Genomic DNA, 26,631 nt, shown 5'->3' with positions numbered 1-26,631 from the left:
TGCTCCGGATCGGATGATCGGCGGTGGGATCAGAGCACGTTGATACCGTCGAATGCGCGGCTGATCCAGCTGCCACTGTCCTCGGACGGTGCATATCCGCCTTCGTTCAGCAAGGCGTAGGCATTCTTGTACCAGGCGGTATCCGGGAAATTGTGCCCGAGGACGGCGGCGGCCGTCTGTGCTTCGTTCACGACACCCAAGGAATAGTAGGACTCGGTCAGCCGGAACAGGGCCTCTTCCACATGGCGGGTCGTCTGATACTCCAGCACCACCGTCTTGAACCGATTGATCGCGGCAATGTAGTTGCGCTTCTTCAGATAGTACCGCCCGATCTGCATTTCCTTGCCGGCAAGCTGGTCCTCGGCGGCGATCAGTTTCGTGCGGGAATCGGCCACATATTCGGAATCCGGATAGCGCTGGATCAATTCGGAAAAGGCTTGCGCGGCTTCCATGGTCACCCGCTGGTCACGGGTGATGTCGGGGATCTGCGCGTAGTAGCTCTGACCGATGATGTAGAGCGCATAGGCCGCATCTTCGTTGCCCGGATAAAGGGTCAAAAACCGCCGGGCCGACGTGATCGCATCGGTGTAGTTCCCGCGCCGGTAGTTGATGAAGGCCATGTTCACAAGCGAGCGCTTGGCATATTCGGAATAGGGATAAAGGCGGTCCAGCTCGCGGAATTTGTCGTCAGCCGCCTTCAGATTGCCCTGTGACCGCAGCGCCAAGCCCTCGTTGTAGAGAACCTCCGGCGGCGTGTCGTTCAGCGCGTAATCGTCCTGGTCCCCGGTTGAGGAGCATGCCGCCAAACCAAGGGGAAGCAGCAGACACACCATTTTCGCAAGTCCGGTGAGGGACAGACCTCTATGTTGCTGCTTCATATCCGTCACCGTTACGCCCCAGTCTTACTGTCTTCCAGCGGCCATCCAAGGGTTCACCCGAATGACTTCTCGCTGCAAATTTCCAATTTGAACATCGTCGGACGTTGTTTACCGGAAAGGACCCATGCCCGTCACGCCCGAAATTGATGGCTGTGACGGCATATTGGAGCGTTTTTGTGGCAACCGGCCGACACCAGCCGCAAAGCGGCGGACGATCAATTGGTCTCGGGACCGAAAGCAGCTGCGGCAAGACCGGGTGCGGCCTGGCCGGCGTTGCGGAAAACGGGGGCTTCGATGATGTCGTAAGCACTCCGGTCTTCGAACAGCTTTTCGAGGATGGCATGGTTCATCCGGTGCCCGCCCTTGTAGGACCGGTAGGTACCGATGATCGGCAAACCCGCAAGCGCCAGGTCTCCGACGGCATCCAGGGCCTTGTGCCGGGCAAATTCGTCCGGCCAGCGGGTGCCCTCCGGATTGAGGACCTTCCCTTCCGACAGGGCCACCGAATTCTCCAGCGACGACCCCAGGGCAAAGCCCATCGACCAAAGCTTTTCGACGTCCTGGACCGAACCGAATGTCCGCGCGCGCGCCAAGTCTTTTTCAAACATCGCAGGGGTCAGATCGGCCGCAAACCGCTGTTTTCCGATAACCGGCGTCTCGAAATCGATGGTGATATCGAATCTCGTCCGGTCATTGGGAACCAGCTCGCACCAAGCGCCGCCATTGTCGACGCGCACCTTGCGCTTGATTTTCAGATAGCGGCGGCCGCGATCCAGGCGCCGCAGCCCTGCATCGGCGATGGCCTGCACGAAACCCGCACTGCTGCCGTCCATGATCGGCATTTCCGGCCCATCCAGTTCGGCAATGACGTTATCGACGCCCATACCAGCCAGGGCCGCCATCAAATGTTCAACGGTAGACACCCCGTGGTTCGCCGGATCTCCAAGCACGGTGCAAAGGGACGTGGCGGTCACACGGCTCCACAATGCGGGGATAAGCGGTGAGCCATCTTTATCGGTCCGCTGAAATACAATCCCCACACCAGCTTCGGCGGGTAGCAAGGTGAGTGTGGCCGGTTTGCCGGAATGGACCCCGATCCCTTGAAGGGTGATCTGTTGGGAAATCGTCGTTTGGCGATCGATTTGGGTCGTCATGCAATCCAGGCCCTTTTCTGTCGCACCGCGTGATTGGCTCAAAAGACGAGACAGTCGATTACGAACTATTAACAACATTGCGCGGTGGCAGGACCATACGCCCGCGGGCCTGTTGACAGAAATAAAGCTTTATTACGGATTGTAACGAAATCTGCGCCTCTAACGCTCTGAATGAATTGAACTATCCCAGAAACACCCCACGGCCCGCGCCAATATGTTGCGGGCCGTGGAGAGAGGAAAACCTGATGGCCGGCGGGAATCAGTTGGCTTGCCGGCGCAAGAAGGCCGGGATTTCCAACTGTTCGTCATCCGGATGCGACAGAGGCTTGGGCTGAGCGCGCCCGGTGGGATCAAGATGCCCCGCCGCACCGCCGGTTTCGGACCTTGGCTGGGCCGGGCGGGGAGCCGGAGCCGCGGCCGGCTGCGCCGGAGCGGGCCGTTGGGAAACCGCGTGCCCCATGTCTAGACCGTCGTCCTCGTGGTCTTCACGGCGGCCCAAACCGCTGGCAAGGCGGCGCAGCAGCCCCATCGGGCGGCGATCTTCGTCGTGTTCCTCCGCGCCTTCCGTCCCATGTCCGGGACCTTGGCCGATGCCGGCCGCCGGTTGAGCGGACGCAACAGATCCGGACGCGGCTGATTGCTTGGCCATCATTTCGCGCTGAGCGATCGGTGGAAAGTCCTCCACGCGCGGCATGCGGGGCGCGGGCGAATGCTGTTCCGGTGCCGGCGGGATATAGGGCTTGCTGACCGGCTCGTCATGGGCGGCCGATGAAACCGGTGCGTTCTCGAAATCAACTTCACCGCTGCCCGGGCGCATCGGCGACGGGGCCGGCTGGTAGCGTGTGATTTCGACATCCGGATCCGTTGCCGCGGCGACCGGCTTCGGGTCCGGCAGGGCGAGTTCCCGTTCCAGGCTGGCCATCGCCTTGGCCGCCACGTCTTCGGACCGTGCCAAGGTTTGCGGGGCGGCCGGCGTTGCGGCGGGCGTTTCCAGGACCGGCTTCGCTGCCGATGTGACCGTTATCGGGCTGGTGTGAAGCTCGTGCATGCGCGCCTCAGCCTCGCGGTCGATGCCCGTCGCTACCACGGACACGCGGATGATGCCGTCCAGGCTTTCGTCAAAGGTGGCACCGAGGATGATATTGGCATCCGGATCCACTTCTTCGCGGATACGCGTTGCGGCTTCGTCAACCTCGAAGAGGGTCAGGTCATTGCCGCCCGTGATCGAGATCAGCAGGCCGCGAGCCCCCTTCATGGAGGATTCGTCCAGCAGCGGATTGGCAATGGCTGCCTCGGCCGCCTGCTGGGCGCGTTTTTCGCCCGACGCTTCACCCGTGCCCATCATCGCCTTGCCCATGCCGCGCATCACGGAGCGCACATCGGCAAAGTCGAGATTGATCAGGCCTTCCTTGACCATCAGATCGGTGATGCAGGCAACACCCGAGTAAAGCACCTGATCGGCCATGGCGAAGGCATCGGCGAAGGTGGTTTGGGCATTGGCGATCCGGAACAGGTTCTGGTTCGGGATCACGATCAGCGTATCAACATTGCGCTGCAGCTCTTCGATGCCGCTGTCGGCAATGCGCATGCGGCGCTGGCCTTCAAAATGGAAAGGTTTCGTGACGACGCCGACGGTCAGAATACCCTGCTCGCGGGCTGCCTTCGCGATCACGGGCGCCGCACCGGTTCCTGTGCCACCGCCCATGCCGGCGGTGATGAACACCATGTGGGACCCGGACAGGTGGTCGTTGATCTCGTCAATCACCTCTTCGGCGGCCGCTCCGCCAACCTCGGGCTGGGATCCGGCGCCAAGGCCCTCGGTCACGGCGACGCCCATTTGAACCAGGCGTTCCGATTGGTTCATGGCAAGAGCCTGGGCGTCGGTGTTCGCGACGACAAAGTCGCAGCCCTGAAGCCCAGCGGTGATCATGTTGTTGACGGCGTTTCCGCCCGCGCCGCCGACGCCGAAGACCGTGATGCGCGGCTTCAGCTCCTGGATATCGGGCATCTTCAGGTTGATGGTCATGTTTTCCTCGCGACCCGCTTCAGAACCCTGATTCTGGGTTCCCTCTTCTTCCCTAATCTCGTCAGCCGTTTCCGGCAGTTCCTGTCCTTGGCTCATGTCGTCAAAAGCTTTCCCTGATCCACTGGCCGACACGGGCCAGATAGCCAGATTGCCCACTCCACGCCGACCGGCGGTTCTTGTGCTCGAACTGTTCGATCTGTGCGGCTTGCGGATAAATCAAGAGACCGACGGCCGCGGCGAAAGCCGGACCTTTGGCGGTCTCGGGAAGACCGGCGACGCCCAAAGGCCGGCCGAGACGGACGTTGCGCCCCAGAATTTGACGCGCAACTTCACTCAAACCCGTCAACTGGCTAGCCCCACCAGTCAGCACGATCTGCTTTCCAACCCGGCCGGCAAAGCCGGAGGCCGTCAAACGGTCGCGAACGAGTTCAAGAATTTCTTCGATCCGCGGCCGGATGACACGTGTCAGGGCCGAACGCGGAATCTGGTTCGGTAAATCGTTGTCGTCTTCGAGCGGCGGTACGGTCAGCATGTCCCGATCGTCGGCGGAACTGGCCAGGGGCGACCCATGCAGGGTCTTCAACCGCTCGGCATCCTTCAAACGCGTGGCAAAGGCGCGCGCGATGTCTGTCGTGACGTGTTGCCCGCCGACCGCAATCGCATCGAGATGAACCATGTGGCCGTCGATGAAGACCGACAAGGTGGTTGTCCCTCCCCCCATGTCGATACAGGCCACCCCAAGCTCGGCCTCGTCGTCGACAAGGGTCGAAAGGCCGCTGGCAAAAGGTGTCGCCACCAGTGTCTCAACGTGCAGATGGCCCCGGTTGATGCACAGCTCCAGGTTCCGCACCGGCGGCACTTCCGCCGTCACCACCTGCATGTCAACGCCGAGCTTCACGCCCATCATTCCGCGCGGATCGCGGATCCCCCGGTTGCCATCGAGCGAATAGGAAATCGGCAGCGCATGGGTGACCGCCCGGCCTTCCGTCACAGAATGGCTCGACCCGGCGGAAAGCACCCTTTGGATATCCGCTTCCGAGACGCTTTCACCGGCCAGAGGAACGGTTGCGCTGAAAATCTCGCTCTGAAGTCGGCCGCAGCTGATGTTCGCAATCAGCGATTCGACGGTAACGCCCGCCATCCGCTCCGCGCTGTCGACGGCCAGCCGGATCGCATGCTCGGCCTGGTCCATGTCGACCACCACACCGGACTTGATGCCCCGCGCGCCTTGATAACCCCAGCCCAGCACCTCGATCGCATGGGTCCGGCCAGGCATCACGGCTCCGTCTTCGCGCGGCGTCAATTTGGCGATAAGGCAGCAGACCTTAGTCGAGCCGACATCCAGCACCGACAAAACGACGGCGCGCCGGCTGGGAAGCGGGCGCATCTTCGGCAGATAGAGGGCGGAACGCGGCTTGCTCATGTGTCGCGCTCCCAGTTCACCAACCGGCCGTCCGGCCCGGTCATTTCCTTGCGGCGCTCCGCTGCCTTTTCGGACAGCCGGACAACGATCCGGTCCGGAATGCGCATATCGACCGCAACGATATCGCGGGTCAACAGACCGGACTCAGCATCCATGTACACGATTTCACCGAGCGCCTTTTCCATGCCCACTTGCGGCAATTTGAGGGAAATCCCGTTTTCCAGCATGAGATCCCAACGGCGGTCCCCGACCAGAAATGCGGCGCGCACGCGCGGGCGCAGTTCCGGCACCATTTCCAGGGCGGCCATGATCTCACCAGCCCGTCTGTTGGCCCCATGGTTCACGACCAGAAGGAGGTTCGCATACCGGCCATCGACCTCGTCCGTGATCACGTCGCCGTCGCGGGTGACGATCGAGACGGTTTCGCCGCGCTGCCACAACGCATAGGGCTCCCATTCATCGACCCGGACCTGCAGCGTATTGGGATAGAACTTCATCACCGAGGCCGACTTGACCCAGGCAAGCCTGGTCAGGCGGTCACGGGCTGCGTTGGCATCGAACAGAACCAGGGAATCGCCGGTGTCGATCTCGAGCGCCTCGAGCACCTGGAAATCGTCGGTCTCGCTCTGGCCGGACAGCTTGACGGTCTCGATACCCAGACCCACGGAGCTCAACAGCGCATCGGACACTTCCCGGCCATATCCGCCAAGGGCGATGCTGTAGGCGAGAGTCAGCCCCAAGAACCCGAGTGCGGCACTGGATCCGGCCCACCGCGGCAGGTGCGCCAGACGGCCGACTGCCCGCCAAACCGGCTGGCGGTTCAGACGCGACGTCCCGCGCCCGCGCGAAGCCAGTTCGGCTTCCAGCGGCGTCAGGTCGTTCCAGTTATGTCGGCGTCTTATCGACAGCAACTTGCGTCCTCTACCATCCAACTGACCAACTCGGCGAAACTCAGTCCCTCGTGGGCGGCCATTTCCGGTACCAACGAGGTCGGCGTCATGCCGGGTTGCGTATTCACTTCAAGGCAGATCAGCTCTCCGGTGCCGTCTTCGCGTTCATCGAATCGGAAATCGGCCCGGGATACCCCTCGGCATCCGAGAGCCTGATGCGCCTTGACGGACAGTGTCTGTATTTCTTGGTAAACAAAGGGTGAAATTTTTGCAGGAAGAATGTGTTTTGAACCGCCTTCCGCATATTTCGCGTCGTAATCGTAGAAGCTGTGGCCTTCTGGCACGATATCGATGACGCCAAGCGCACGGTCGCCCATGACGGCGCATGTGAGTTCCCGCCCTGCAATGAACTTTTCGCACATCAAATCATCGGGATAGGGCCAGTCTTCCCGTGTCAGTTCCTGGGGCGGATGAGGAACATCCGCATTCACGATCAGCACCCCGAAACTCGATCCCTCATTGATCGGTTTAATCACATAAGGCGGTTCCATCGGGTGGTCGCGGCCGATCTGATGACGGTTAACAATTAAGTGCTCGGTAACCGGAACGCCGGCCGCGGCCATCACCGCCTTGGCCTTGACCTTGTTCATGGCCAAGGCCGAGGCCATGACGCCGGAATGGGTGTATGGGATCTCCAAGACCTCGAGAATGCCTTGGATGCAGCCGTCCTCTCCAAAAGGACCGTGCAATGCGTTGAAGACGACATCCGGCTTCAATTCAGCAAGGACGGCAGCAATGGTCCGGTCAACATCGACGCGGGTGACCTTGTAGCCGGCTTCTTCCAGGGCGTTGGCGCAGCCCGCACCTGAGGCCAGGCTCACGGGCCGTTCGTTGACCCATCCACCCATCAAAACCGCCACATGTTTCTTGCCGGCCATCACGCGGCCTCCCCTGCCTGGCCGAGAAACGGCTGGATTTCGCCTTGCGGCCCGAAATGGCCGAGGCGCTTGATTTCCCACTCGAGCCGAACACCCGACTGCGCCAGAACCCGGGCGCGAACGGTTTCGCCCAAAAGCTCCAGATCGTGGCCAGTGGCCTCGCCCGTGTTGATCATGAAATTGCAGTGCATCTCAGACATTTGAGCCCCACCAATGGTCAGGCCCCGGCAGCCCGCCGCATCCACGAGCTTCCAGGCGGAGTGACCTTCCGGGTTCTTGAACGTCGATCCGCCAGTTTTTTCCCGGATCGGCTGCGCGGTCTCCCGGTGCGCGATCACGTCCGCCATTTGCCGGCGCACCGTCGCCTCATCTGAGGCAACGCCCTCGAAGACAGCCTCGACGAAGATGAAATCTTGCGAGGCGTTTGAATGGCGATAGGCGTAGCCCATGTCGGCGTTTTTGAGGACATGGCGCTGACCATCCCGGTCAATGGCGGTCAATTCGATCATCCGCTCCCGGGTTTCCGCCCCGTGAGCCCCCGCATTCATCCGCAAGGCGCCGCCAAGACCGCCGGGAATACCGGCGAAGAACGCGAAACCGCCCACGCCTGCGGCGGCGGCGGCTTCGGCCAGCCGCTTGTCCGGCACAGCCGCCCCGACGCGAAACCGCGTCTCTCCCACCTGCTCGAGACCGCCGAACCCCTTGGCCGACAAGCGCACGACAACCCCGTCCACACCACCGTCGCGGATCAAAAGGTTCGACCCGAGGCCGACCGGCAGAACGGGAATATCCCCGGGCAGCACCGCCAGGAACCGTGCCAGGTCGTCCGCATCGGCCGGCTGGAACAGGAGCTGAGCCGCCCCTCCGGTCCGGAACCATGTCACCGCCGACATCGGCTGGTTCGCCGTCAACCGCCCGCGGATGCCTGCACCCAGATCGGGATATGTCCGAAGCAGATCGGGAAAGCTCACGCCGCGCCTCCCAAGGCATCCGCAAGCTGTTGCGGCAGCGCATAGGCCCACTGGGTGATGTTTCCGGCGCCAAGACAAATCACGTAATCGCCCGGGCCTGCCGTTCGGGCAATCGCTGCGGCGAGATCATCCGGCCCTTCGATGGCCTCGACCGCGCGGTGGCCGCGTGTCTTCAAGCCGGACACGAGATCGAGATGGCTTGCGCCCTCGATGGGAGCCTCGCCGGCGGCGAAGACCGGGGCCACAATCACATGATCGGCGTCGTTGAAACAGCTGGAGAAATCATCGAACAGGCTCGCAAGCCGGGTGTAACGGTGCGGCTGAACCACGGCGATCACCCGGCCGCCGGTCGATTGACGCGCGGCATGCAGCACGGCCCGGATCTCCACCGGATGATGCCCGTAGTCATCATAGACATGAATTCCATGGACGGTGCCCGTATGCGTGAAGCGCCGCTTCACGCCGCCAAAACCGGCGATGCCGCGTTTGATGGCCTCGGGCGCGACACCCAATTGCGAGGCCACGGCAATTGCGGCGGTCACATTGGACACATTGTGCAGGCCGGGCATGGGCAACGAGAGGTTCTTGAGATCAACGCTCTTGCCCGTTCGCCGGTCCCGGATCGAGACCGAGAAGTTCGACTTGCCGCCATCCATGGAAACGTCCGAAAACCGGACATCGGCCTGCGGATTCGCCCCGTAGGTGACGACCCGCCTGTCCTCGATCGTGCCGATCATCGTCTGGACGATCGGGTGATCCAGACACATCACGGCAAATCCATAGAAAGGCACATTCTCGACGAACTGCCGGAACGCGGCTTTCACGCCCTCGAAGTCGCCATAGTGATCGAGATGCTCCGGGTCGATGTTGGTGACAATGGCCACATCCGCGGGCAGCTTGACGAAAGTGCCGTCGCTTTCATCGGCCTCGACCACCATCCAGTCCCCCTCGCCCATCCGGGCATTGGTGCCATAGGCGTTGATGATCCCGCCGTTGATGACCGTCGGGTCGACCCCGCCAGCATCCAGAAGCGCGGCGACCATTGAGGTCGTGGTGGTCTTTCCATGCGTTCCGCCGACGGCGATCGCCTGCTTGAAGCGCATCAGTTCGGCCAGCATCTCGGCACGACGGACCACCGGGATGAGTTTTTCTCGCGCCGCGACCAATTCCGGATTGTCTTTCTTGATCGCCGACGACACGACGACGACTTCCGCCAGCCCGAGGTTTTCCGCAGCGTGCCCGACGGCGATCTGGATGCCCTTTTCCCGCAGGCGTTTCACATTGGCGTTCTCGGCCATGTCGGATCCCTGCACCTGATAGCCGAGCGTCTTGAGCACCTCGGCGATTCCGCTCATCCCGATCCCGCCGATCCCGACGAAATGCACCGGTCCAATGTCCTGCGGCATTTTCATGCGCCGTCTCCATTTTGTTTTTGACGTTTGCCCGCCACCTTTTCCACGAGATCCGCAAGCCGCTTAACCGCGTCCGGCTTCCCGGCTGTGAGCGCGGCGTTCGCGGCGGCCGCGAGCAATTCCGGTGCGGCGCTAAAGCGTTTCAATTCCTGGGCGACGCGCTCCCCATGAAGGTCGATTTCCCGGATTGGCCACGCGCCACCGACATTTTCGAGAAGCCGCGCGTTGACCGCCTGGTCCTGATCGATGGCGCCGGGAAGGGGCACAAGGATCGACGGACGACCGAGGACCGCCAGTTCGCTCACGGTCGAAGCACCGGACCGGCACATGACCAGATGCGCGGCCGAAATCCTTTCGGGCATGTCTTGAAAGAAACTGCCGAGTTCGGCCTTCACACCCAGGGTCCGGTAGGCAGCCTCGACCCGCTCCAGATCTTCCGGGCGGCATTGCTGGACGATCCTCAGCCGTGAAAGGATGTCTTCATCCAGTTTCGAGACGGCTGCCGGCAGGAGGTCGGAAAACACCCGCGCGCCCTGGGATCCGCCAAACACAAGAAGATGGAAGGGGCCATCGGCCTCGGGCGGCGTATAGGGTCTTCCGGCGGCAGCAAGCACCGCTTCGCGCACCGGGTTACCCGTTTCGGTCACTTTGCCGGCCAGGTCCGGCGGGAGGTTCTCAAGCGGGAATGACGTCGCTATGGCGGTGGCGCCCTTGGCCAACATCTTGTTGGCCCGGCCCATCACCCCGTTCGCCTCGTGCAAGATGGTGGGGATGCCCGCCGCCTTGGCCGCGAACATTGGCGGAAACGTCGGATATCCGCCGAAGCCGACCACAACATCCGGCTTCAAGGTGTTCAACACCTTGCGCGCCTGCCAGTAACCGCGCGCCAACTTCAGCGCCGTGCGCGCCAAACCGATCGGGTTCCTGCCCCTCACGGTCGCCGAGGAAATGACATGTATCGCGCTGGCGGGAAAGCTTGCGTGAAACTTGCCGGCCCTTTCATCGGTCGCCAATTCGACAACCCAGCCGCGCTTCAACAATTCACCGGCCAGCGCCTGTGCGGGAAAAAGATGACCGCCTGTTCCTCCGGCGGTCAGTAGGATGCGTTTGGTCATGTCCGGTCCGTTGACGGTTCACATCAGGCTCGAGGGCGACAGGCGGGCGATGGTGACAATGTCCCCGCCACGGGTGGGCCGCGGCCGCCGCCGCGTCAGGGCGAGCACGGCGCCGGCGGTCATCGCGGAAGACAACAGCGAGGATCCACCATAGGAAATGAAGGGCAGCGTCATTCCCTTGGGGGGAATGAGATTGAGGTTCACCGACAGGTTGATGGTTACCTGCAGCCCGAACAGGGTGATCAAACCCGCCGTCGCCAGACGGCTGAAGGCATCCTGGTCGCGGCTCGCATGCCGCAATCCGCGAATGACAACGAAGGCGAACAGCATGACCATGAACAGACAGACGATCACTCCGAACTCTTCCGCCACAACCGCGAAGATGAAGTCGGTGTGACTGTCGGGCAGGATCCGCTTGACAGTTCCTTCTCCCGGCCCCTTGCCGAACCACCCCCCGGACAGAAAGGAATCCATCGCCGTGTCGATCTGATAGGTATCGCCGGAAGCCGGATCGAGGAACCGGTTCACCCGCTCGGTCACATGGGGAAGAAAGGCATAAGCCGAAACAAGGCCCACGATCCCGATGATCCCGAGTCCGGTGATCAGGAACCACGGCAGGCCATTGAGGAAAAACAGACCCGCCCAGGCCGCTCCGAGCAGCATGGTTTGACCGAAATCGGGCTGCGCGATCAGGAGCGCCGCGCAAATCGCGAACAGCACGAAGGCGAACAGGACGCCCGGCACTTCCCTTCGGCGCCCACTCTCCGAAAGGAGAAAGGCAACGAGAATGACGAAGGCCGGCTTCACGAATTCCGACGGCTGCACCGAAAATCCGGCGATGTAGATCCATCGCCGGGCGCCTTTCGCCTCCATGCCGAAAAACAGGGTGGCGACCAGGAGAACGACCGAAACGACAAAGACGGCAAGAGCGACACGGCGCACCATACGCGGCGACAGCAGGGATCCGAGCAGGACGATGGCAATGGCCGGGATCAGAAACAGGGCCTGCCGTTTGACGAAATAGAACGTGTCGAGGCCGAGCCGCTCTGCAACCGGCGGGCTTGCCGCGAAGGACAGGACCACGCCGCCCAGCATCAGCAGACCGAACGCCGCGAGCAGGTAATGGTCGACGGTCCAGAACCATTCGGCAAAACGGCTGCGATCGGCGCGGCTGACCATCAGGCGACCTCCTGGCTCGTTGTCTTGTCCAAGATCCGATGAACGGCATCGGCGAAAGCGGCACCGCGCAATTCGAAATTCGGGTACTGATCGAACGACGCGCAGGCAGGCGACAGCAGAATGGCGATTTCGTCCGCGCTATCGGCCTTCGCGTCCGCCACGGCCTGCTGAATGGCAAGGTCGAGTGTTCCTGACAGCACCGCGGGAACGTGTCCCTCAAGCGTTTGCGCGAAGGTTTCGGCGGCTTCCCCGATCAGATAGGCCTTGGCAATTCGCGGCCAGTATTCATCCAATGCGGCAATACCGCCCTCCTTGGCCCGTCCGCCGGCGATCCAGTAGATACGCTCGAAGCTGGCAAGGGCGCGGGCGGCGGCATCGGCATTGGTTGCCTTTGAGTCATTAATGAACATAAGGCGCCCGGACCGGGCGATCACTTGCATGCGATGATTGAGGCCCGGGAAGGTTTTCAAGGCGCCGGCGATCCTGTCCGGCGCGACATTCAGCGCACGCAAGGCCGCGAAAGCCGCCGCCGCGTTCTGGCCATTGTGGTCCCCGCGCAAACTGTCGATGCCGGCCAGCTTGGCGACCGGATGCTGGGTTCCGTCATACGCCTCGAAAATCTGGCCGTCCTTCGCATAAACGCCATCGGGCAGTTCCCGTTCACCGGCAATCCGGCACACGGGCTTGCTCGCCAGTTCCAGCCGGTCCGCGATGGCCGAGGACAGGCGGTCGTCCACCCCGACAATGGCTGCCTTGGCACCGGCGACGAGCCGTTCCTTGATGGCGGCATAATTTTCCATCGTACCGTGCCGGTCGAGATGGTCGGGCGACAAATTCATGTGAATGCCGATTGTGGGATCGATGCTCGCCGCCAGATCGATCTGGTAGGAAGAGCACTCGATCACATAGTGGCGGGCGGGGGCGAACGGCTCCAGATCAAGAACGGGAACACCGATATTGCCGCCCATCTGCGTGTCGAACCCCAGGTCCTTCAACAGATGGGCGATCAGCGCCGTCGTGGTGGACTTCCCGTTGGTTCCGGTAATGGCGATCACCGGCGATTCAGGGCAAACCCTGCGATGCTCGCGGAAGAACAGTTCGACATCGCCGAGGATCTCGAGACCCGCATCCCGCGCCTTGTCCACTGTCCAGTGGGGAACCGGATGGGTCAGCGGCACGCCCGGCGCCAGGACAAGTGCGGCAAAACCGAACCAGTCGGCCTTGGCCAGGTCAACTGTCGCAAGCCCCGCCTCACGGGCGGCGGCCACCCGGTTCGGCGCGTCATCCCAAACTCTGACGTCAGCACCGCCGGCGGCCAGGGCCTTGGCCGTCGAGAGACCCGAACCGCCCAGGCCGAACAGCGCCACACGTTGATTTTGGAATGTCGTGACCGGGATCATCTCGCCTTACCTCAGCTTCAATGTGGCAAGACCGACCAGCGCGAGGACAACCGCGATGATCCAGAACCGGATCACCACCTGGGATTCCGTCCAGCCGAGGTATTCGAAATGATGGTGGATGGGGGCCATGCGGAAAACACGCTTTCCGGTCAGCTTGTAGGAGACGACCTGCACGATGACGGACACCGCTTCCAACACGAACAGCCCGCCGATAATCGCGAGCACGATCTCGTGTTTCGTCGCCACCGCGATCGCCCCGATCATGCCGCCGAGCGCTAGGGAACCGGTGTCACCCATGAAGATGGCGGCCGGCGGGGCGTTGAACCATAAGAACCCCAGACCGGCCCCGATGACCGCCCCTGACAGCACCGCGAGCTCACCTGTGCCCGGGACGTGGTGGATTTGCAGATACTCGGCGAACACCGCGTTGCCCGACAGATAGGCGATCAGGGCGAAGGACGCACAGGCAATCATTACCGGCACGATCGCCAGCCCGTCCAGGCCATCGGTCAGGTTGACCGCATTGCCCGCCCCCACGATCACAAAGGCCGCGAAGGGAATGAAGAAAATCCCAAGGTTCAAGGTCAGGTCCTTGAGAAACGGAAAGGCGATCGAGGTCGAAAATGGCGGATTGTCGAGCACGGTGACCGCGTAGGCCGCCAGACCGGCAATCAGAAATTCCACGCCCAGCCGGGCCTTTCCGCTGAACCCCTTGTGACTGGACTTGGTGACCTTGAGGTAGTCGTCATAAAAGCCGATCAAGCCAAACCCGAGCGTGACACCGATCACCACCCACACATATGGGTTGGAAAGATCCGCCCAGAGCAGAGCGGCCACCAACGCGCCCGAAATGATCATCAGGCCGCCCATCGTCGGGGTGCCCTTTTTCGTCAGAAGATGCCCTTCCGGACCATCTGCGCGGATGGGCTGACCATGCCCCTGACGCAACCGGAGGCTGGAGATGATTTTCGGACCGAACAGAAAGACGAAAAACAGGGCCGTCATGATCGCCCCGCCGGTGCGGAACGTGATGTAACGGAAAACGTTCAAAGCGGAGATCTGATCGGAAAACTGTGTGAGGTAGTAAAACATCGAGTGCCCTCATGCCGCCGCGGTTTCATCCGCAGGCGGATATTCTGATTTCAGAGCCTCGACAAGAGGGCCCATTTTCGAACCAAGGGACCCCTTGATCATGACGACATCCTTCGGACGCAGGTCTTCCAGCAGCCGTTCCGTCAAATCCCTGGCATGCTCGGCATAGTGCCCCCGCCTTTGCGGCGGCAGTTGCTGCCAGAGATGATGCATCAGCGGGCCGGCACAATAGACCGTATCCACCTGAGCCGCCTCGATGGGCTCCAGCAGGCCCGCATGCATGCGCGGGCCGTCTTCTCCCAGTTCGAGCATGTCGCCCAGGACGGCGATCCGCCGCCCGGGGCGGCTCACGGGAGCATCGGCCAGGACCGCCAGTGCAGCCCGCATGGAGGCCGGATTGGCGTTATAGCTTTCATCGATCAGACTGGCGACGCCGCCATCCATCGACAATCGGCTGACCTGGCCGCGGCCCTTCGGCGCTTGCATGTCGGCCAGGGCAAGACCGGCCAGAGCCAGATCGGCCCCGAGGTCCACAACCGCGGTAAGCACAGCGAGACTGTTGACGACATGGTGCTGTCCGGCCGCGCCAATCTTGTAGGTGATGTTCTGGCCGAGGATCCGCGCCTGAACCGAGGAACTGCCCGGTTGCCGGGCCGCCTTTTCGAGGAATGAGTCGGCGCCTTCACCGGTTCCGAAGGTCTGAATCTCGGACACCCCGGCCGCCTTGGCGAGGAACAGCAAGAGATCGAATTGGTCGTTGTCGCGGTTCAGGATCGCCTGACCACCGCTTTCCAGTCCATTGAAGATTTCGGCCTTGGCTTTCGCGATGCCTTCAATGCTTTCGAAAAATTCCAGGTGCACCGCTTGAACGGTCGTAATGATCGCCACGTGGGGTCTGACCATTTTGACAAGCGGCGTGATTTCGCCTGCATGGTTCATGCCGATCTCGAACACCCCGTAGTCGGTGTCTTCCGGCATCCGGGCCAACGTCAACGGCACCCCCCAATGGTTGTTGAAGGAGGCGACGGACGCGTGGACCTTGCCGCTAGGGGAAAGAGCAAGGCGCAGGGCTTCCTTGGTGCCGGTCTTGCCCACGGATCCGGTCACCGCGACGATCCTGGCCCGGCTGCGCTGGCGCGCGGCAACCGCAAGACGCCTGAGCGCCTCAAGCGGATCGTCAACGACCAGATACCGCCCGTCCGCGGGAAGCCCGCCAAGGCGGTCGGCCGAAATCACGGCGACCGCGGCCCCATTCTCCAAAGCGCTGGCAACAAAGTCATGCCCATCGAACCGGTCGCCCTTGATGGCGAAAAACGCTTCGCCCGGCTGCAGGGTCCGGCTGTCGATCGAAATGCCGAGAACGGCGTCCGGGACCTGTCCTTGCGGCGTTCCCCCGGCACCGGCGACAAACGCTTCCCGGGTCCACAGCGGTTCACTCATTGTTTTTCTCCCGACAAAAGGGCGGCCTTGACGGCTTCGTGATCTGAAAACGGGAGCACGGTGTTTCCGACAATCTGGCCCGTTTCATGGCCCTTTCCAGCCACGCACAGAATGTCCCCAGCCTGCAGACGCCGCACGGCCTCTTCTATCGCTTTAGCCCGGTCGGCGATTTCAAGCGCGCCCGGCGCTCCCTCCAGCACCGCCTTGCGGATCAGAGCCGGGTCTTCGGAGCGCGGATTGTCGTCGGTCACGATGACCATGTCCGCGTTGCGCGCCGCCGCCGCACCCATGAGGACACGCTTGCCGGGATCCCGGTCCCCACCGGCGCCGATGATCACCGAGAGTGTGCCCTTCGTGAACGGCCGCAAAGCGGCGAGCGCTTTTTCAACCGCGTCTGGCTTATGAGCGTAGTCGATATAGACAGCCCCCCCGGTTCTGGTTCGCCCGGCGAATTCGAGCCGTCCCGGCGCACCTTTCAGGCTTTCAAGAGCCCGCACCGCCGTTTCAGGCCTGACACCGGCGCCAATCGCAAGCCCCGCGGCGATGAGCGCGTTGGACACCTGGAAGTCGCCGATCAGAGGGAGCGTGACATTAAGCGTCCTGCCGCCTGCTTCAACGGTCAGAAACTGACCCAATCCCACCGTCTCCACCCGCGCAAGGCGAAGGTCCCGGCCCTGGGGCCCGACCGTGAGCGTGCGAAGGCCCCGATCGGCCGCGAATGTTAGCACCCGGTCGGCATAAGGGGCAGAAGGGTCGGCGACCAGCGTTCCGCCCTGCGGCAGCAGATCCTTGAACAACCGCAGCTTCGCCTCGAAGTAATCCTCCATCGTGGCGTGATAGTCCATGTGATCGCGGCCGAGATTCGTGAAGGCCGCGGCGACGATGTGAACCCCGTCGAGGCGGCGCTGGTCGAGACCGTGGCTGGAGGCTTCCATGGCGACATGGGTGACGCCGTCATCGGCCAGCCGCGCCAGTTCGGCATGGAGCGAAACAGGATCGGGCGTTGTCAGTCCGCCATAGACCGCACCATCCGGACTGATTGTTCCGATTGTCCCCAGACTGGCTGCGGCGTGGCCCGACATCTGGAAGATCTGACGGGTGAAATGGGCAACCGAAGTCTTGCCGGCGGTGCCCGTCACGGCAACGATCACATCGGGTTGCCGGTTGTAAAACCGGGCGGCCATGAGCGCGAAGTCGCGGCGCGGCTGCTTGCTGGCCACAATTGCGACATGGCCCGGAAGGGTTTTCGAAAGGTCGAGAGCCGCCGTTTCGGCGCACAGGACCGCAACCGCACCCGCCTCGACCGCCTGCGGAGCGAAACGGGCGCCATCGACGGCGGCGCCTTCGAGCGCGGCGAATAGAAATCCGGCCTGAACGGTCCTGCTATCGGCCGTCAGCCCGGTGATATCGAGGCCTGACGCCCCGTCCGGTAGCTTCAGCCCGCCGGCAAGATTCGATAATTGCATGTCATCCGATCATCCGGTTGGTGCGTCGTCTTTTTGCGTTTTCAAGCGTCCGGATTTTCGGCTGCGACCCCGCCGGATGCTCATCGGCATTTTAGTAGGAAATCTCGATCGTCTCTCCCCCCTGGCCAAATCGCGGCATGACCCCGAGCATTGGCGCAATCCGCCGAATGATGGCACCGGTGACCGGCGCGGCATTCAAACCGGCAGTCGCGGCGATGCCTTCGCGCTCCGGCTTCGGCTCATCGATCACGGTCAGCACGACATATCGCGGGTCATCCATGGGAAAGGCGGACAGGAACGAATTCCGGCGTTTGTCATCCACGTAAACGCCATTTTCGATCTTCTCCGCGGTCCCGGTCTTTCCGCCGACGAGATAGCCGGGAACCTCCGCCCTGCGCCCGGAACCGGAGAGCACATTGAGCCGGAACAGGTATCGCATTGCCCGGCTCACATCGGGGGAAATGACCTGTTTTGCAGTGGCTTGCGCCTCATCCATGGAGCGCGGGAAGAAAGTCGGCTGCAGCAGTTTCCCACCGTTGATCATGGCCGCTGCCGAGACAGCGGTTTGCATGGGCGTGATCGAAAGACCGTGACCAAAAGAGATGGTCATGGCCGCAAGCTCGTTCCACCTTGGCGGCAGCAATGGCCTGGCGTTTTCCGGCAATTCGGTCTCAAGGCGCGTGGTCAGCCCGATCCGCTCCAGAAACTCCTGTTGCTGGGGCACACCGGTCGCCAGCATCATTTTCGCGGTCCCGATATTCGACGAATAAATGAAAATTTCCGGGACGGAGAGGATGCGGTTTTTTCCGTGGAAATCCGAGATCGTGCGGCCCGCCGCCCGGATCGGCCGCGTTGCATCGAAACTGTCATTGATTGTGACCCGTCCCGAATCAAGCGCCATGGCCGTTGTGAATGCCTTGAACACCGAGCCCATCTCGAACACGCCCCCGGTCGCCCGGTTGAGACGGTCCTTTTCCAGCGCCTGGGATCGGTCATTGGGATCGTAGTCGGGCAGCGATGCCATGGCGATGACCTCGCCGGTCTTCGCATCGAGAACAATCCCCACGGCGGCAATGGCCCGGTACCGCTCCATGGCCTTGACCAGTTCGTCCCGCACCGCGTGTTGGGCCCGCAGATCGATGGACAGACGCACCGGTTCCAGGGAGCGGTCAGCGGTGAACCCGAGCGTTTGCAGGTCGCCCAGCCATTCCCCATCGATGAATTTCTCGACCCCGGCCAATCCCTGATTGTCGACATTGACGGACCCGACGATATGGCCGGCCGTGGGACCGCCCGGATAGAACCTTTGCTTTTCCGTCAGAAAGCCAATGCCCGGCAGGCCGAGGCCATGCACCGCATCGACCTCGCGCGGGGACAGTTCGCGCTTCAACCAGACAAAACCCGCCCGGCTTTCCAGCCGGCGGCGGACGACAAGGGGATCCAGATCGGGCAAGGCCCGGGTCAAGCCGTCAAGAGCCTCGTCGACATCCAGTATCCGGCGCGGTTCGGCATAAAGTGAAGCCGTCTTGATGTCGGTGGCAAGGATCTCGCCATTGCGGTCCAGAAGATCGGGTCTTGACGCTGCGACCGCATCGGCGGCCGTCGCCACGATCGGGTTCGAGGTGCTGTCCATCTGCCCCAATTGGACCAGACGCCCGCCGATCATCAGATATACGGCAACAAAGGCCGCCATCGCCACATAGACCCGCGACTTGACCTGGCTCGATGAGACAGATCCAACCGAGGGACGCGGTCTGGGCCGGCTCACCTGCAAGAACGACGCTTTCCCGTCTGCGATGGTCATGGCCGCCTCACCTCACCACCGTCGCAGCGCCGGCATAGCCGCCCAAGGGGTCCGGGCCACCAATCGGCTCAAGCATCACCGGCCGTGCCGGCAGGTCTTCAGCGCGAACGATTTGTGCCGCTTCCAGGGGCTTGAGCTCCAGATAGGCGTTGTGACGCTCCACAAGACGCTGCAAGCGTTCGGGCTGGGTCAACATGCTCCATTCCGCGCGCAGGTGCTGAATGGTCTGCCGCTCCTCTTCGATCTTCCGGTTGAGTTCGGCCACACGTTCCGCCGACTTTTCGGCGGCCAGTTTCATGTCATAAACCGTCGCGGCCCCGATCACGACGGCCACAACGAACACAATGTTCAAAATCCGCCCCATGATCAGCCTCCCAGTCCATTGAAGGCAGCGAGCTTCGGCACGCCTGCTTCATGAATATCCAGATGCCTGGGCGGATTGGCGGTCCTGCGCCCCGCCCGCAAACGCGCCGAGCGTGCTCTTGGATTGAGATCGGTCTCTTCCTGATCCGCCTCGACCGCCTTTCGGGTCAACAACTCGAAAGTCGGCGGTGAAACATGTTCTTCCGGCATGTGACGCGACCCTCCGGCATGGGTGCGGCTGCGGTCGGCGAAGAACCGTTTGACGATGCGGTCTTCCAGACTGTGGAAACTCACCACCACGAGCCGTCCGCCCGGCTTCAGGACCCGCTCGGCCGCCGCCAGCGCCTCGGCGGCCTGATGCAGTTCGCCGTTCACATAGATGCGCAAGGCCTGAAATGTGCGGGTCGCCGGATGGATCTGCGCCTTTTTTGGATTGCGGCCAAGAACCTTCTCGATGAGGTTCGCCAATTCGGCGGTCCCGGCAAACGGCTTTTCCTTGCGGGCCACGTCAATGGCGTGGGCGACGCTGGTCGCGCGCTTTTCCTCACCAAGAAGGCCGATGATCCTGATCAGGTCGCGAACGGGAAGCTCATTCACGACATCGGCCGCCGACGGCCCCGCTTGCTCCATGCGCATGTCCAGCGGCCCATCGCGGAGAAAGGAAAACCCGCGCTCGGCCTCGTCGAGTTGCATGGAAGACACGCCGAGATCGAGCACCACACCGCTGACCGCGGCATGACCGGCCTCCGCCGCATGCTTCTCAAGATCCGCGAACCGGCCCGGCACCAGGGTCAAACGGCCTCCGGCCGCGCGCGCCAGATCCGCCCCGCCGGCAATGGCATCCGGATCCCGGTCAATGCCGATCACCTGGGCGCCGGCCCCGATTATGGCCCGCGTGTAACCGCCGGCACCGAACGTACCATCAACGATCACATCCCCGGGCTCCGGCGCGAGATGGGTCATCACGGCCTCAAGGAGAACCGGCACATGACGCTCTGGTCCGCCAGCATCGGAGAGATTCTGCTCCGCGCCTTGCGCCATCATGCCGATCCTCCTTCCGAGGTCGCCGCGGACGCGGACGCGCCCGACAGCATTGCGAGCGCGCGCCGCTGGGCCTCCGCGCGATGCTCGCGAAACCGGTCCGGTTGCCAGATCTGAAACTTGTATCCGAGCCCTGCGAAGGTCACCTGGTCGTCAATGCCCGTGTGCTCTCGGATCATATCGGAAATCATCATCCGGCCATCATTGTCGATCTTCGGGGTCTCGCTGGCACCGAACAGCGCCACGGCCAACGCATCGTGATCGGGCGAAAGCTTCTGGAACTGCTCAAGCCGCGTCTCGATTTCCCCCAAAAGCGCATGCCCGCCCGCATCGACCGCCGGACAATGGGGCGATGCGATCGCGTACAGCCCCTCATAGCCATCCTTCGCCAAAACCGCCCGGAATGGCGCCGGGATCGACACGCGACCCTTGGCGTCCAGCCGGTTGGTAAAATGCGAAACGAAGCCGGCCATCGGTCCCTTTCAGACAGGCAATCTCTGCCTCTGCCCCACAAATTTTCAGTAACCGGAATGGGCCAGGACCGGCCTGACGGCGATCCGTTCGGAAGACCACGTGAACCCTTCACAGTCCGGGCCTTCATCTCCCCGTTCTGGGTATTTATGGGATATCATGGGATATGATGGGAGGTCAATGGAACTTGGTGCACCAACCCCAGCCAAAGCCTTCCCAAAATTCCTAAAATTGAGGCTAGCGCGTTAGGCTTAATGAAGGCTTGACAGGAAAAAAGAATCGCAGCAGCTCCGGAAAAGGATGCGCAACCGGTCAACACACACCGGGATCGGAGTGGGGTATGGCGAGCCGCACGAAAAAAGCCGCCAGCCAGAAGGCAGGCGGCTCGCATGGCATGAACAAGCTTCGTGATCAGAGCGCCTCGGCAAGAAAAGCCTGCAGTCCTGTCCAACTGCCCTGATCGGCGCCAAGGTCGTAATCCCGCGATCCATAGACCGTGAAGGAGTGCCTTGCGCCGCCGAAGATCTGCGCGCCATGGGCAACGCCGGCGGCTTGCAGTTCATCGAGCAGCGCGGCCAGGTCAGCCATGCCGGATACCGGGTCCGCCGACCCGTGAAACAGCATGATCGGCCCGGTCGCCTGGCTGTAGTCCTGCCCTTCGGGCGTGCCGAGGCCACCGTGGAAACTGACAAAGCCTTCGAGATCCGCCCCGGCACGTGCCGCCTCCAGCACCGCCGCGCCTCCGAAGCAATAGCCCATCATGACCATGTCGTCGGAGGCACCGGGAATGTTGGCCGCTTCGGCAATGGATCCGAGCAGCCGCTCGCGGAACAGGGCCCGGTCGCCGTAGAGCGCTCCGGACAAGGCGCGGTTTTCATCGACTGTCGTCGGATTGACGTCGGCGCCGTAGACGTCGATGGCAAACGCCGTATAGCCGAGCGCGGCCAGCATGTCGGCCCGCCGCTCTTCATAGCCGGTCATGCCATCCCAGTCGTGGACAATCAGAACCGTGCCGCGCGGCTCTTCCAGTGCCGTGTTGGTGGCAACATAGCCTTCGAAGGTCGTCCCGCCGACCGTATAGGTGTGATAATCCCCGACGATTTCGGCTGAAGCCGATCCGGCGATCAGAACCGCAAGACCGGCGGACGCTGCAAATGTGTACGCTTTCATGAAACACCTCATGCGAAATGGAATAACCCTACGGTAGATAGCGCAATCGGCCCGCTTTCAACCGGTTGAGGGCACCAGCCGGGCCGCCCGGGCTTTACCAGGCTTTCCCAGGCCATGCCGTGACTTGCCGACGGCCAAATAAACCCGGCGTCCCGTGTCCGGGCGCTTGTAACGCAATCTTGAAAGAGCCAGCCGGCCTGTAAGCCGGGTTCTGTATGGCCCGGCCCCGAAGGCCCGGACGTGACAGCCATTCATCTGGGACGCCTGTTGCCAGACGCCTCGCGCAACCAACCCGGGCAACTGGCCTGGAAACCGGCCTGGGCCTTGCGGCCCGCGCTGCCCCTATTCGGTCTTGCTCCCGGTGGGGTTTACCATGCCGCCCGCGTTGCCGAAGGCGCGGTGGGCTCTTACCCCACCCTTTCACCCTTACCCTGCGACAAATATCGCTATCTGGACAGGGCGGTTTGCTTTCTGTGGCACTTTCCCTGAGGTCGCCCTCGCCGGGTGTTACCCGGCACCGTGTTTCCTTGGAGCCCGGACTTTCCTCCCCCGCGGCCTTTCGGCACTTGCGGCAGCGGCTGTCCGGCCGACTGGCCCGCGTGGCTTATGTGGGATTGCGGCTCAGGTCAAGAAACACCTTCGAACTGGTCACGCCGGAGCACGGCACGAACACAAATCGGTGACTTTGCATGCCGAAGCCTGAAAAACGGCGGAATTCCGGCCTTTCGTAATTTTTGACTTTTGAGTACAAATATACCAGGTTGAGGTCACGCAACACCGCGTCGCCGCTCTAAGCCTTAAGGAGCCCAGCATGACCAAACTGACAATCCACACTCTTGAAAGCGCGCCAGACGGCGGCGCCGAACTCCTCGAAAGATCGCAGAAAGCATTTGGCCGCATTCCCGGCCTGCACGCCGTGATGGCGGAATCGCCGCAACTGCTCGACGGCTATCAAAGGCTTCATCAGCTGTTTCAGGAAACAAGCCTGAGCACCGTCGAGCAAAACGTGGTCTGGCTCACCATCAATGTCGAGCATGAGTGCCACTATTGTGTGCCGGCACATACCGGTATCGCGCATATGCAAAAGGTGCCGGCGGACATCATCGATGCCTTGCGCAACAATACGCCCCTGCCCGACGCCAAACTCGAGGCCCTGCGGGACTTCACCTTGAAAGTCGTCCGCCAGCGCGGCCATGTCTCCGATGACGATGTCCAGGCTTTCCTCGACGCCGGCTATACAAAGCGCAACGTGCTCGACATTATCTTGGGCCTCGCCCAAAAGGTGATGTCGAACTATGTTAATCACATCGCCGAAACGCCGGTGGACAGTGTGTTTCACAAGTTCGACTGGACGCCGCCCCGGGACAAGGCGGTCGCGTAACATGATCCGGCGTGCAGCCAGCAAAGAGCCAGGCTGCACGCCCTCTTGAGGACCAAATGGCGGGACGGCCACGAAAATTCGATGAAGACAAGGCTCTGGATGCCTTCATGAAGGTATTCTGGACAAAAGGGTATGCCGCGACATCGATCGAGGACTTGCAGGACGCCGCCGGGATCAAGCGCGGCAGCTTCTATTCGACCTTCGAGAGCAAGGATGCGGTGTTTTCGGCTGTGCTTGAAAGGTATGTCCAAGAGCGCACGTTGAAAGGCCTGGAACTGCTCAACGATCCCGAAGGCCCCCGGAAGGGCCTTGCCTGCTTTCTCCGCCACATCGGGAGCACGATGGCGGAGGGCTCACGGCGCGGCTGCCTAATTTTCTCGAACGTCGCTGAACGGACGTTGGACGGCACCCCTCAGGCAGACAAGCTGGCCGAACTGAACGCACTCATCGCCGGCCGCATCCGGGACAAGGTCGATCTTGCCCTTGAGCACCTTGATGCGAGCGAGCGGGGATTGGCCGCCCAGTTGAGTGCCTTCGTGATGACCACGCTGTTCGGGCTCAACGGCATGGCCCGCACTGGCGCGGACCCCAACGATATTCGCGCAGCGGCGGAACTAGCCGCGCAAACGATCGAAGGCAAGGTCTAGACCGGCTTACTGCGCGGTCCAGCCGCCATCGATCGGCAACGTGATCCCGGTCATGTTGTGCGCGATGGGACTGCACAGCCAGACCACGGCGGCACCAATCTCCTCAGGCATCGAGGTCCGCAAGCTGGGCTGTTTTTCCGCCAAGAGGCTTGCCACACCCGCCGCCCGGTCGCCGCCCTGATCCGCGGCCCTCGCCTCGATCTGCGGCTGAATGATGGCGGTTTCCGTCCAGCCCGGGCAAATGCAGTTGACGGTCACACCGCCCGTTTCCCGCGATCCGGCATGGGCATATTCAAGGGCGGCCACCTTGGACAGACCGACCAGTCCGAACTTGGCGGCCACATAGGGGCTCTTGTCCTTCGAAGCGACAAGGCCATGAACGGACGCAATGTTCACCACGCGGCCATAACCCCGCTCCGCCATTTTCGGCATGGCCCGGCGCATGGTGAAAAAGGCCCCGGACAGGTTCACCGCCAGGATCGCCTCCCAGGTTTCACGGGGCATATCCGCCAAGGGTGCGGTTTTTTGAATTCCGGCATTGTTGACCAGAATATCGCAGCTCCCCCAGGCTTCGAGCGCATCCATCATGGCCTCGATCTCGTCCGGATGCCGCATATCGCCCTCGAAGAACCGCACCTCCGCCGCGCCCGCCGCGCGCACCTGGTCTTGAGCTTCTTCGATGACCGCCCGATCGCCAAGGCCGTGAAGCCCGACCCGCGCGCCTTCGGCCGCCAGCGCGCGGGCGATCGCCAAACCGATCCCCTGAACGGACCCCGTGACAAAGGCGGTCCGCCCCTTCAAGAACCCGGAATGCATCATGGTGAAACCTTCTCATCGGAAAAGCGCCGGCGCAGGTCGGTCTTCAAAACCTTGCCGTATGTGTTCTTGGGAAGTTCTGGCAGGAACTCGTACCGTTTCGGGCGCTTGAACCGGGCCATATTTTCCAGGCAATGCCGGTCAAGCGCCTCCGGCGACAGTTCGCCGCCCTGACGGAGCACCACGAAGGCGACGATGACCTCGCCCCATTCCGGGTCGGGTGCGCCAACCACGGACACCTCGGCCACATCATCGAGCAGCAGGAGAACTTCCTCGACCTCACGGGGATAGATATTGGTGCCGCCGGAAATGATCACGTCCTTGGACCGGTCGGTCAGCGTCAGAAAGCCGTCTTCATCGAACCGCCCGACATCTCCGGTATGGAGCCATCCGTCTTTCAGCGTCTTTGCGTTCGCCTCGGGATTGTTCCAATAGCCCGGCATCACCGCTGCGCCGCGCACGACAATCTCGCCACTCTCCCCCGGAGCGCAGATCCGCCCGGCCTCGTCGACAACGCGCACCTCGACGCAGGACTGCGCGGTTCCCACGGACCCAAGCCGCTCCTTCCACCGGGGATGAGCCCGGTCGCTCACCAGGTCCCGGGGCAGCGCGGTGATCGTCATCGGGCATTCGCCCTGCCCGTAGATCTGGACGAACCGGGGCCCCATGACCTGGACCGCTTCCATGATATCGGCAAGATACATCGGCCCGCCGCCGTAAACGATGGTCCGGATGCCCTCCCCGGTTTCCCCGGCCGCCTTGGCGGCATCGACCAGACGGCGCACCATGGTGGGCGCCGCAAACATGTGCACACTGCCGAACGTTTTGCCCAGAGACAGTATTTCCGCCGGATCGAAGCCACCGCTCTTTGGAACACAATGCGCTGCCCCGCGCATCACATGCATGAAATTGTAGATCCCGGCACCATGGGACAGCGGAGCCGCGTAGAGCGCGGTATCGTCCGGCCGAACCTCGTCGACATCCACGAAATAGGCAAAGGCCATGGCGTGTATGTTCCCATGGCTGATCATCACACCTTTCGGCTTGCCGGTCGTGCCGGAGGTATAGAACAGCCATGCCAGATCGTCCCTCGCCCGCGGGGCCGGTTCACCGTCCCCATCGTCCCGTCCGGTCAGCGCCGCGTAGTCCTCGCTGTGCACACAGCAAACCTCACACATCGCATAGGGGTCACTCAGGCCGTTCCCGTCCGCAACGAACACCAACCTGGCACCGGAATCCTCCAGTATGAACTGGGCTTCCTTGGGATGGAGCTTGTAGTTGATAGGCACCGCCGCCGCGCCGAGATGCCATATGGCGTACAGCACTTCCAGATAGGCAGGGGTGTTGCCCATGAACAGGGCGACGCGATCACCGGGCCGAACACCGAAACGGTCCGCAAGACCGGCGGACAGGCTTTTCACTCTTTGGCGGAGCGCGGCATAAGTCAGGTGCAGGTCGGCCCCGTGATAGAGCGCCGGCAGGTCCGGCCCCAAAACCGCGGTCCTGTGCAACCAGTGCGCCACATTCATTGCACCGCCATCCTCCGCTTGCTTT

At 62.3% G+C, this 26,631-nt stretch carries 23 protein-coding genes and 1 other RNA gene; 2 read left to right on the top strand and 22 right to left on the bottom strand.

The features are described from left to right. Window positions 1–29: 29 nt before the first annotated feature. The 20 genes from F0184_RS03065 to rnpB form a co-directional block, all read right to left on the bottom strand. Entirely contained in the window at window positions 30–878 is an 849-nt protein-coding gene (locus F0184_RS03065; RefSeq protein WP_150494314.1) for an outer membrane protein assembly factor BamD, read from the bottom strand. Window positions 879–1,093: 215 nt separating this feature from the next. Then, the gene (lpxC, locus tag F0184_RS03060; RefSeq protein WP_150494312.1) at window positions 1,094–2,032 is read right to left on the bottom strand and encodes a UDP-3-O-acyl-N-acetylglucosamine deacetylase; all 939 of its coding nucleotides are present in this window, start codon (window positions 2,030–2,032) and stop codon (window positions 1,094–1,096) included. A 259-nt stretch (window positions 2,033–2,291) separates the two neighbouring features. Next, complete coding sequence (ftsZ, locus tag F0184_RS03055) at window positions 2,292–4,058, bottom strand: cell division protein FtsZ (protein ID WP_150494647.1); 1,767 nt, start codon at window positions 4,056–4,058, stop codon at window positions 2,292–2,294. Window positions 4,059–4,158: 100 nt separating this feature from the next. Continuing rightward, window positions 4,159–5,481, bottom strand: a complete 1,323-nt coding sequence (gene ftsA, locus F0184_RS03050; protein ID WP_150494309.1) for a cell division protein FtsA — start codon at window positions 5,479–5,481, stop codon at window positions 4,159–4,161. After that, entirely contained in the window at window positions 5,478–6,392 is a 915-nt protein-coding gene (locus F0184_RS03045; RefSeq protein WP_150494307.1) for a cell division protein FtsQ/DivIB, read from the bottom strand. The genes ftsA and F0184_RS03045 overlap by 4 nt, the downstream gene beginning before the upstream one ends. After that, entirely contained in the window at window positions 6,380–7,309 is a 930-nt protein-coding gene (locus F0184_RS03040) for a D-alanine--D-alanine ligase (protein ID WP_150494644.1), read from the bottom strand. Before F0184_RS03040 ends, F0184_RS03045 begins: the two co-directional genes overlap by 13 nt. Further along, window positions 7,309–8,280, bottom strand: coding sequence for a UDP-N-acetylmuramate dehydrogenase (gene murB, locus F0184_RS03035; protein WP_150494305.1), 972 nt, complete (start codon window positions 8,278–8,280; stop codon window positions 7,309–7,311). The genes F0184_RS03040 and murB overlap by 1 nt, the downstream gene beginning before the upstream one ends. Then, window positions 8,277–9,692: a UDP-N-acetylmuramate--L-alanine ligase gene (murC, locus tag F0184_RS03030; protein WP_150494302.1), complete on the bottom strand. Its 1,416-nt coding sequence runs from the start codon at window positions 9,690–9,692 to the stop codon at window positions 8,277–8,279. Before murC ends, murB begins: the two co-directional genes overlap by 4 nt. Continuing rightward, the gene (gene murG / locus F0184_RS03025) at window positions 9,689–10,807 is read right to left on the bottom strand and encodes an undecaprenyldiphospho-muramoylpentapeptide beta-N-acetylglucosaminyltransferase (protein ID WP_150494300.1); all 1,119 of its coding nucleotides are present in this window, start codon (window positions 10,805–10,807) and stop codon (window positions 9,689–9,691) included. The genes murC and murG overlap by 4 nt, the downstream gene beginning before the upstream one ends. Window positions 10,808–10,825: 18 nt before the next feature. Further along, window positions 10,826–11,986 (bottom strand): putative lipid II flippase FtsW, encoded by a 1,161-nt coding sequence (ftsW, locus tag F0184_RS03020; protein ID WP_150494298.1) that lies wholly within the window; start codon window positions 11,984–11,986, stop codon window positions 10,826–10,828. Beyond that, a complete protein-coding gene (gene murD / locus F0184_RS03015) occupies window positions 11,986–13,386 on the bottom strand; it encodes a UDP-N-acetylmuramoyl-L-alanine--D-glutamate ligase (RefSeq protein ID WP_150494295.1) in 1,401 nt (466 codons plus the stop codon). The genes ftsW and murD overlap by 1 nt, the downstream gene beginning before the upstream one ends. 6 nt (window positions 13,387–13,392) lie before the next feature. After that, entirely contained in the window at window positions 13,393–14,478 is a 1,086-nt protein-coding gene (gene mraY / locus F0184_RS03010) for a phospho-N-acetylmuramoyl-pentapeptide-transferase (protein WP_150494292.1), read from the bottom strand. A 9-nt stretch (window positions 14,479–14,487) separates the two neighbouring features. Next, complete coding sequence (locus tag F0184_RS03005; RefSeq protein WP_150494290.1) at window positions 14,488–15,918, bottom strand: UDP-N-acetylmuramoylalanyl-D-glutamyl-2,6-diaminopimelate--D-alanyl-D-alanine ligase; 1,431 nt, start codon at window positions 15,916–15,918, stop codon at window positions 14,488–14,490. Beyond that, the gene (locus F0184_RS03000) at window positions 15,915–17,384 is read right to left on the bottom strand and encodes a UDP-N-acetylmuramoyl-L-alanyl-D-glutamate--2,6-diaminopimelate ligase (protein WP_150494288.1); all 1,470 of its coding nucleotides are present in this window, start codon (window positions 17,382–17,384) and stop codon (window positions 15,915–15,917) included. The genes F0184_RS03005 and F0184_RS03000 overlap by 4 nt, the downstream gene beginning before the upstream one ends. A 91-nt stretch (window positions 17,385–17,475) precedes the next feature. Next, on the bottom strand, window positions 17,476–19,188 hold the full coding sequence (locus tag F0184_RS02995) for a peptidoglycan D,D-transpeptidase FtsI family protein (RefSeq protein ID WP_150494285.1): 1,713 nt from the start codon (window positions 19,186–19,188) through the stop codon (window positions 17,476–17,478). A 7-nt stretch (window positions 19,189–19,195) separates the two neighbouring features. Beyond that, the gene (gene ftsL / locus F0184_RS02990; RefSeq protein ID WP_150494283.1) at window positions 19,196–19,552 is read right to left on the bottom strand and encodes a cell division protein FtsL; all 357 of its coding nucleotides are present in this window, start codon (window positions 19,550–19,552) and stop codon (window positions 19,196–19,198) included. A gap of 2 nt (window positions 19,553–19,554) precedes the next feature. Continuing rightward, window positions 19,555–20,592: a 16S rRNA (cytosine(1402)-N(4))-methyltransferase RsmH gene (gene rsmH, locus F0184_RS02985; RefSeq protein ID WP_150494642.1), complete on the bottom strand. Its 1,038-nt coding sequence runs from the start codon at window positions 20,590–20,592 to the stop codon at window positions 19,555–19,557. Further along, on the bottom strand, window positions 20,592–21,065 hold the full coding sequence (locus F0184_RS02980) for a division/cell wall cluster transcriptional repressor MraZ (protein WP_150494281.1): 474 nt from the start codon (window positions 21,063–21,065) through the stop codon (window positions 20,592–20,594). The genes rsmH and F0184_RS02980 overlap by 1 nt, the downstream gene beginning before the upstream one ends. Window positions 21,066–21,474: 409 nt before the next feature. Beyond that, window positions 21,475–22,233 (bottom strand): dienelactone hydrolase family protein, encoded by a 759-nt coding sequence (locus F0184_RS02975; protein WP_150494279.1) that lies wholly within the window; start codon window positions 22,231–22,233, stop codon window positions 21,475–21,477. A gap of 184 nt (window positions 22,234–22,417) precedes the next feature. Beyond that, window positions 22,418–22,827, bottom strand: an RNA gene (gene rnpB / locus F0184_RS02970) — RNase P RNA component class A. A 217-nt stretch (window positions 22,828–23,044) separates the two neighbouring features. Between rnpB and F0184_RS02965 the strand changes: the two genes are divergently transcribed. After that, window positions 23,045–23,614, top strand: coding sequence for a carboxymuconolactone decarboxylase family protein (locus F0184_RS02965; RefSeq protein ID WP_150494276.1), 570 nt, complete (start codon window positions 23,045–23,047; stop codon window positions 23,612–23,614). A gap of 56 nt (window positions 23,615–23,670) precedes the next feature. Further along, window positions 23,671–24,261 carry a TetR/AcrR family transcriptional regulator gene (locus F0184_RS02960; RefSeq protein WP_150494274.1) on the top strand — a complete coding sequence of 197 codons (591 nt, stop codon included), beginning with the start codon at window positions 23,671–23,673 and terminating at the stop codon, window positions 24,259–24,261. 6 nt (window positions 24,262–24,267) lie between these two features. Here the strand turns inward: F0184_RS02960 and F0184_RS02955 are convergent, their stop codons facing one another. Further along, window positions 24,268–25,080 carry a 3-hydroxybutyrate dehydrogenase gene (locus F0184_RS02955; RefSeq protein WP_244298956.1) on the bottom strand — a complete coding sequence of 271 codons (813 nt, stop codon included), beginning with the start codon at window positions 25,078–25,080 and terminating at the stop codon, window positions 24,268–24,270. Next, window positions 25,077–26,606 carry an AMP-binding protein gene (locus F0184_RS02950; protein ID WP_150494272.1) on the bottom strand — a complete coding sequence of 510 codons (1,530 nt, stop codon included), beginning with the start codon at window positions 26,604–26,606 and terminating at the stop codon, window positions 25,077–25,079. The genes F0184_RS02955 and F0184_RS02950 overlap by 4 nt, the downstream gene beginning before the upstream one ends. Between the last annotated feature and the right edge of the window lie 25 nt (window positions 26,607–26,631).

The organism is Roseibium aquae (genome assembly GCF_008711285.1).
Lineage (GTDB): Bacteria > Pseudomonadota > Alphaproteobacteria > Rhizobiales > Stappiaceae > Roseibium > Roseibium aquae.
This window is presented reverse-complemented; position numbering and strand designations above follow the sequence as displayed.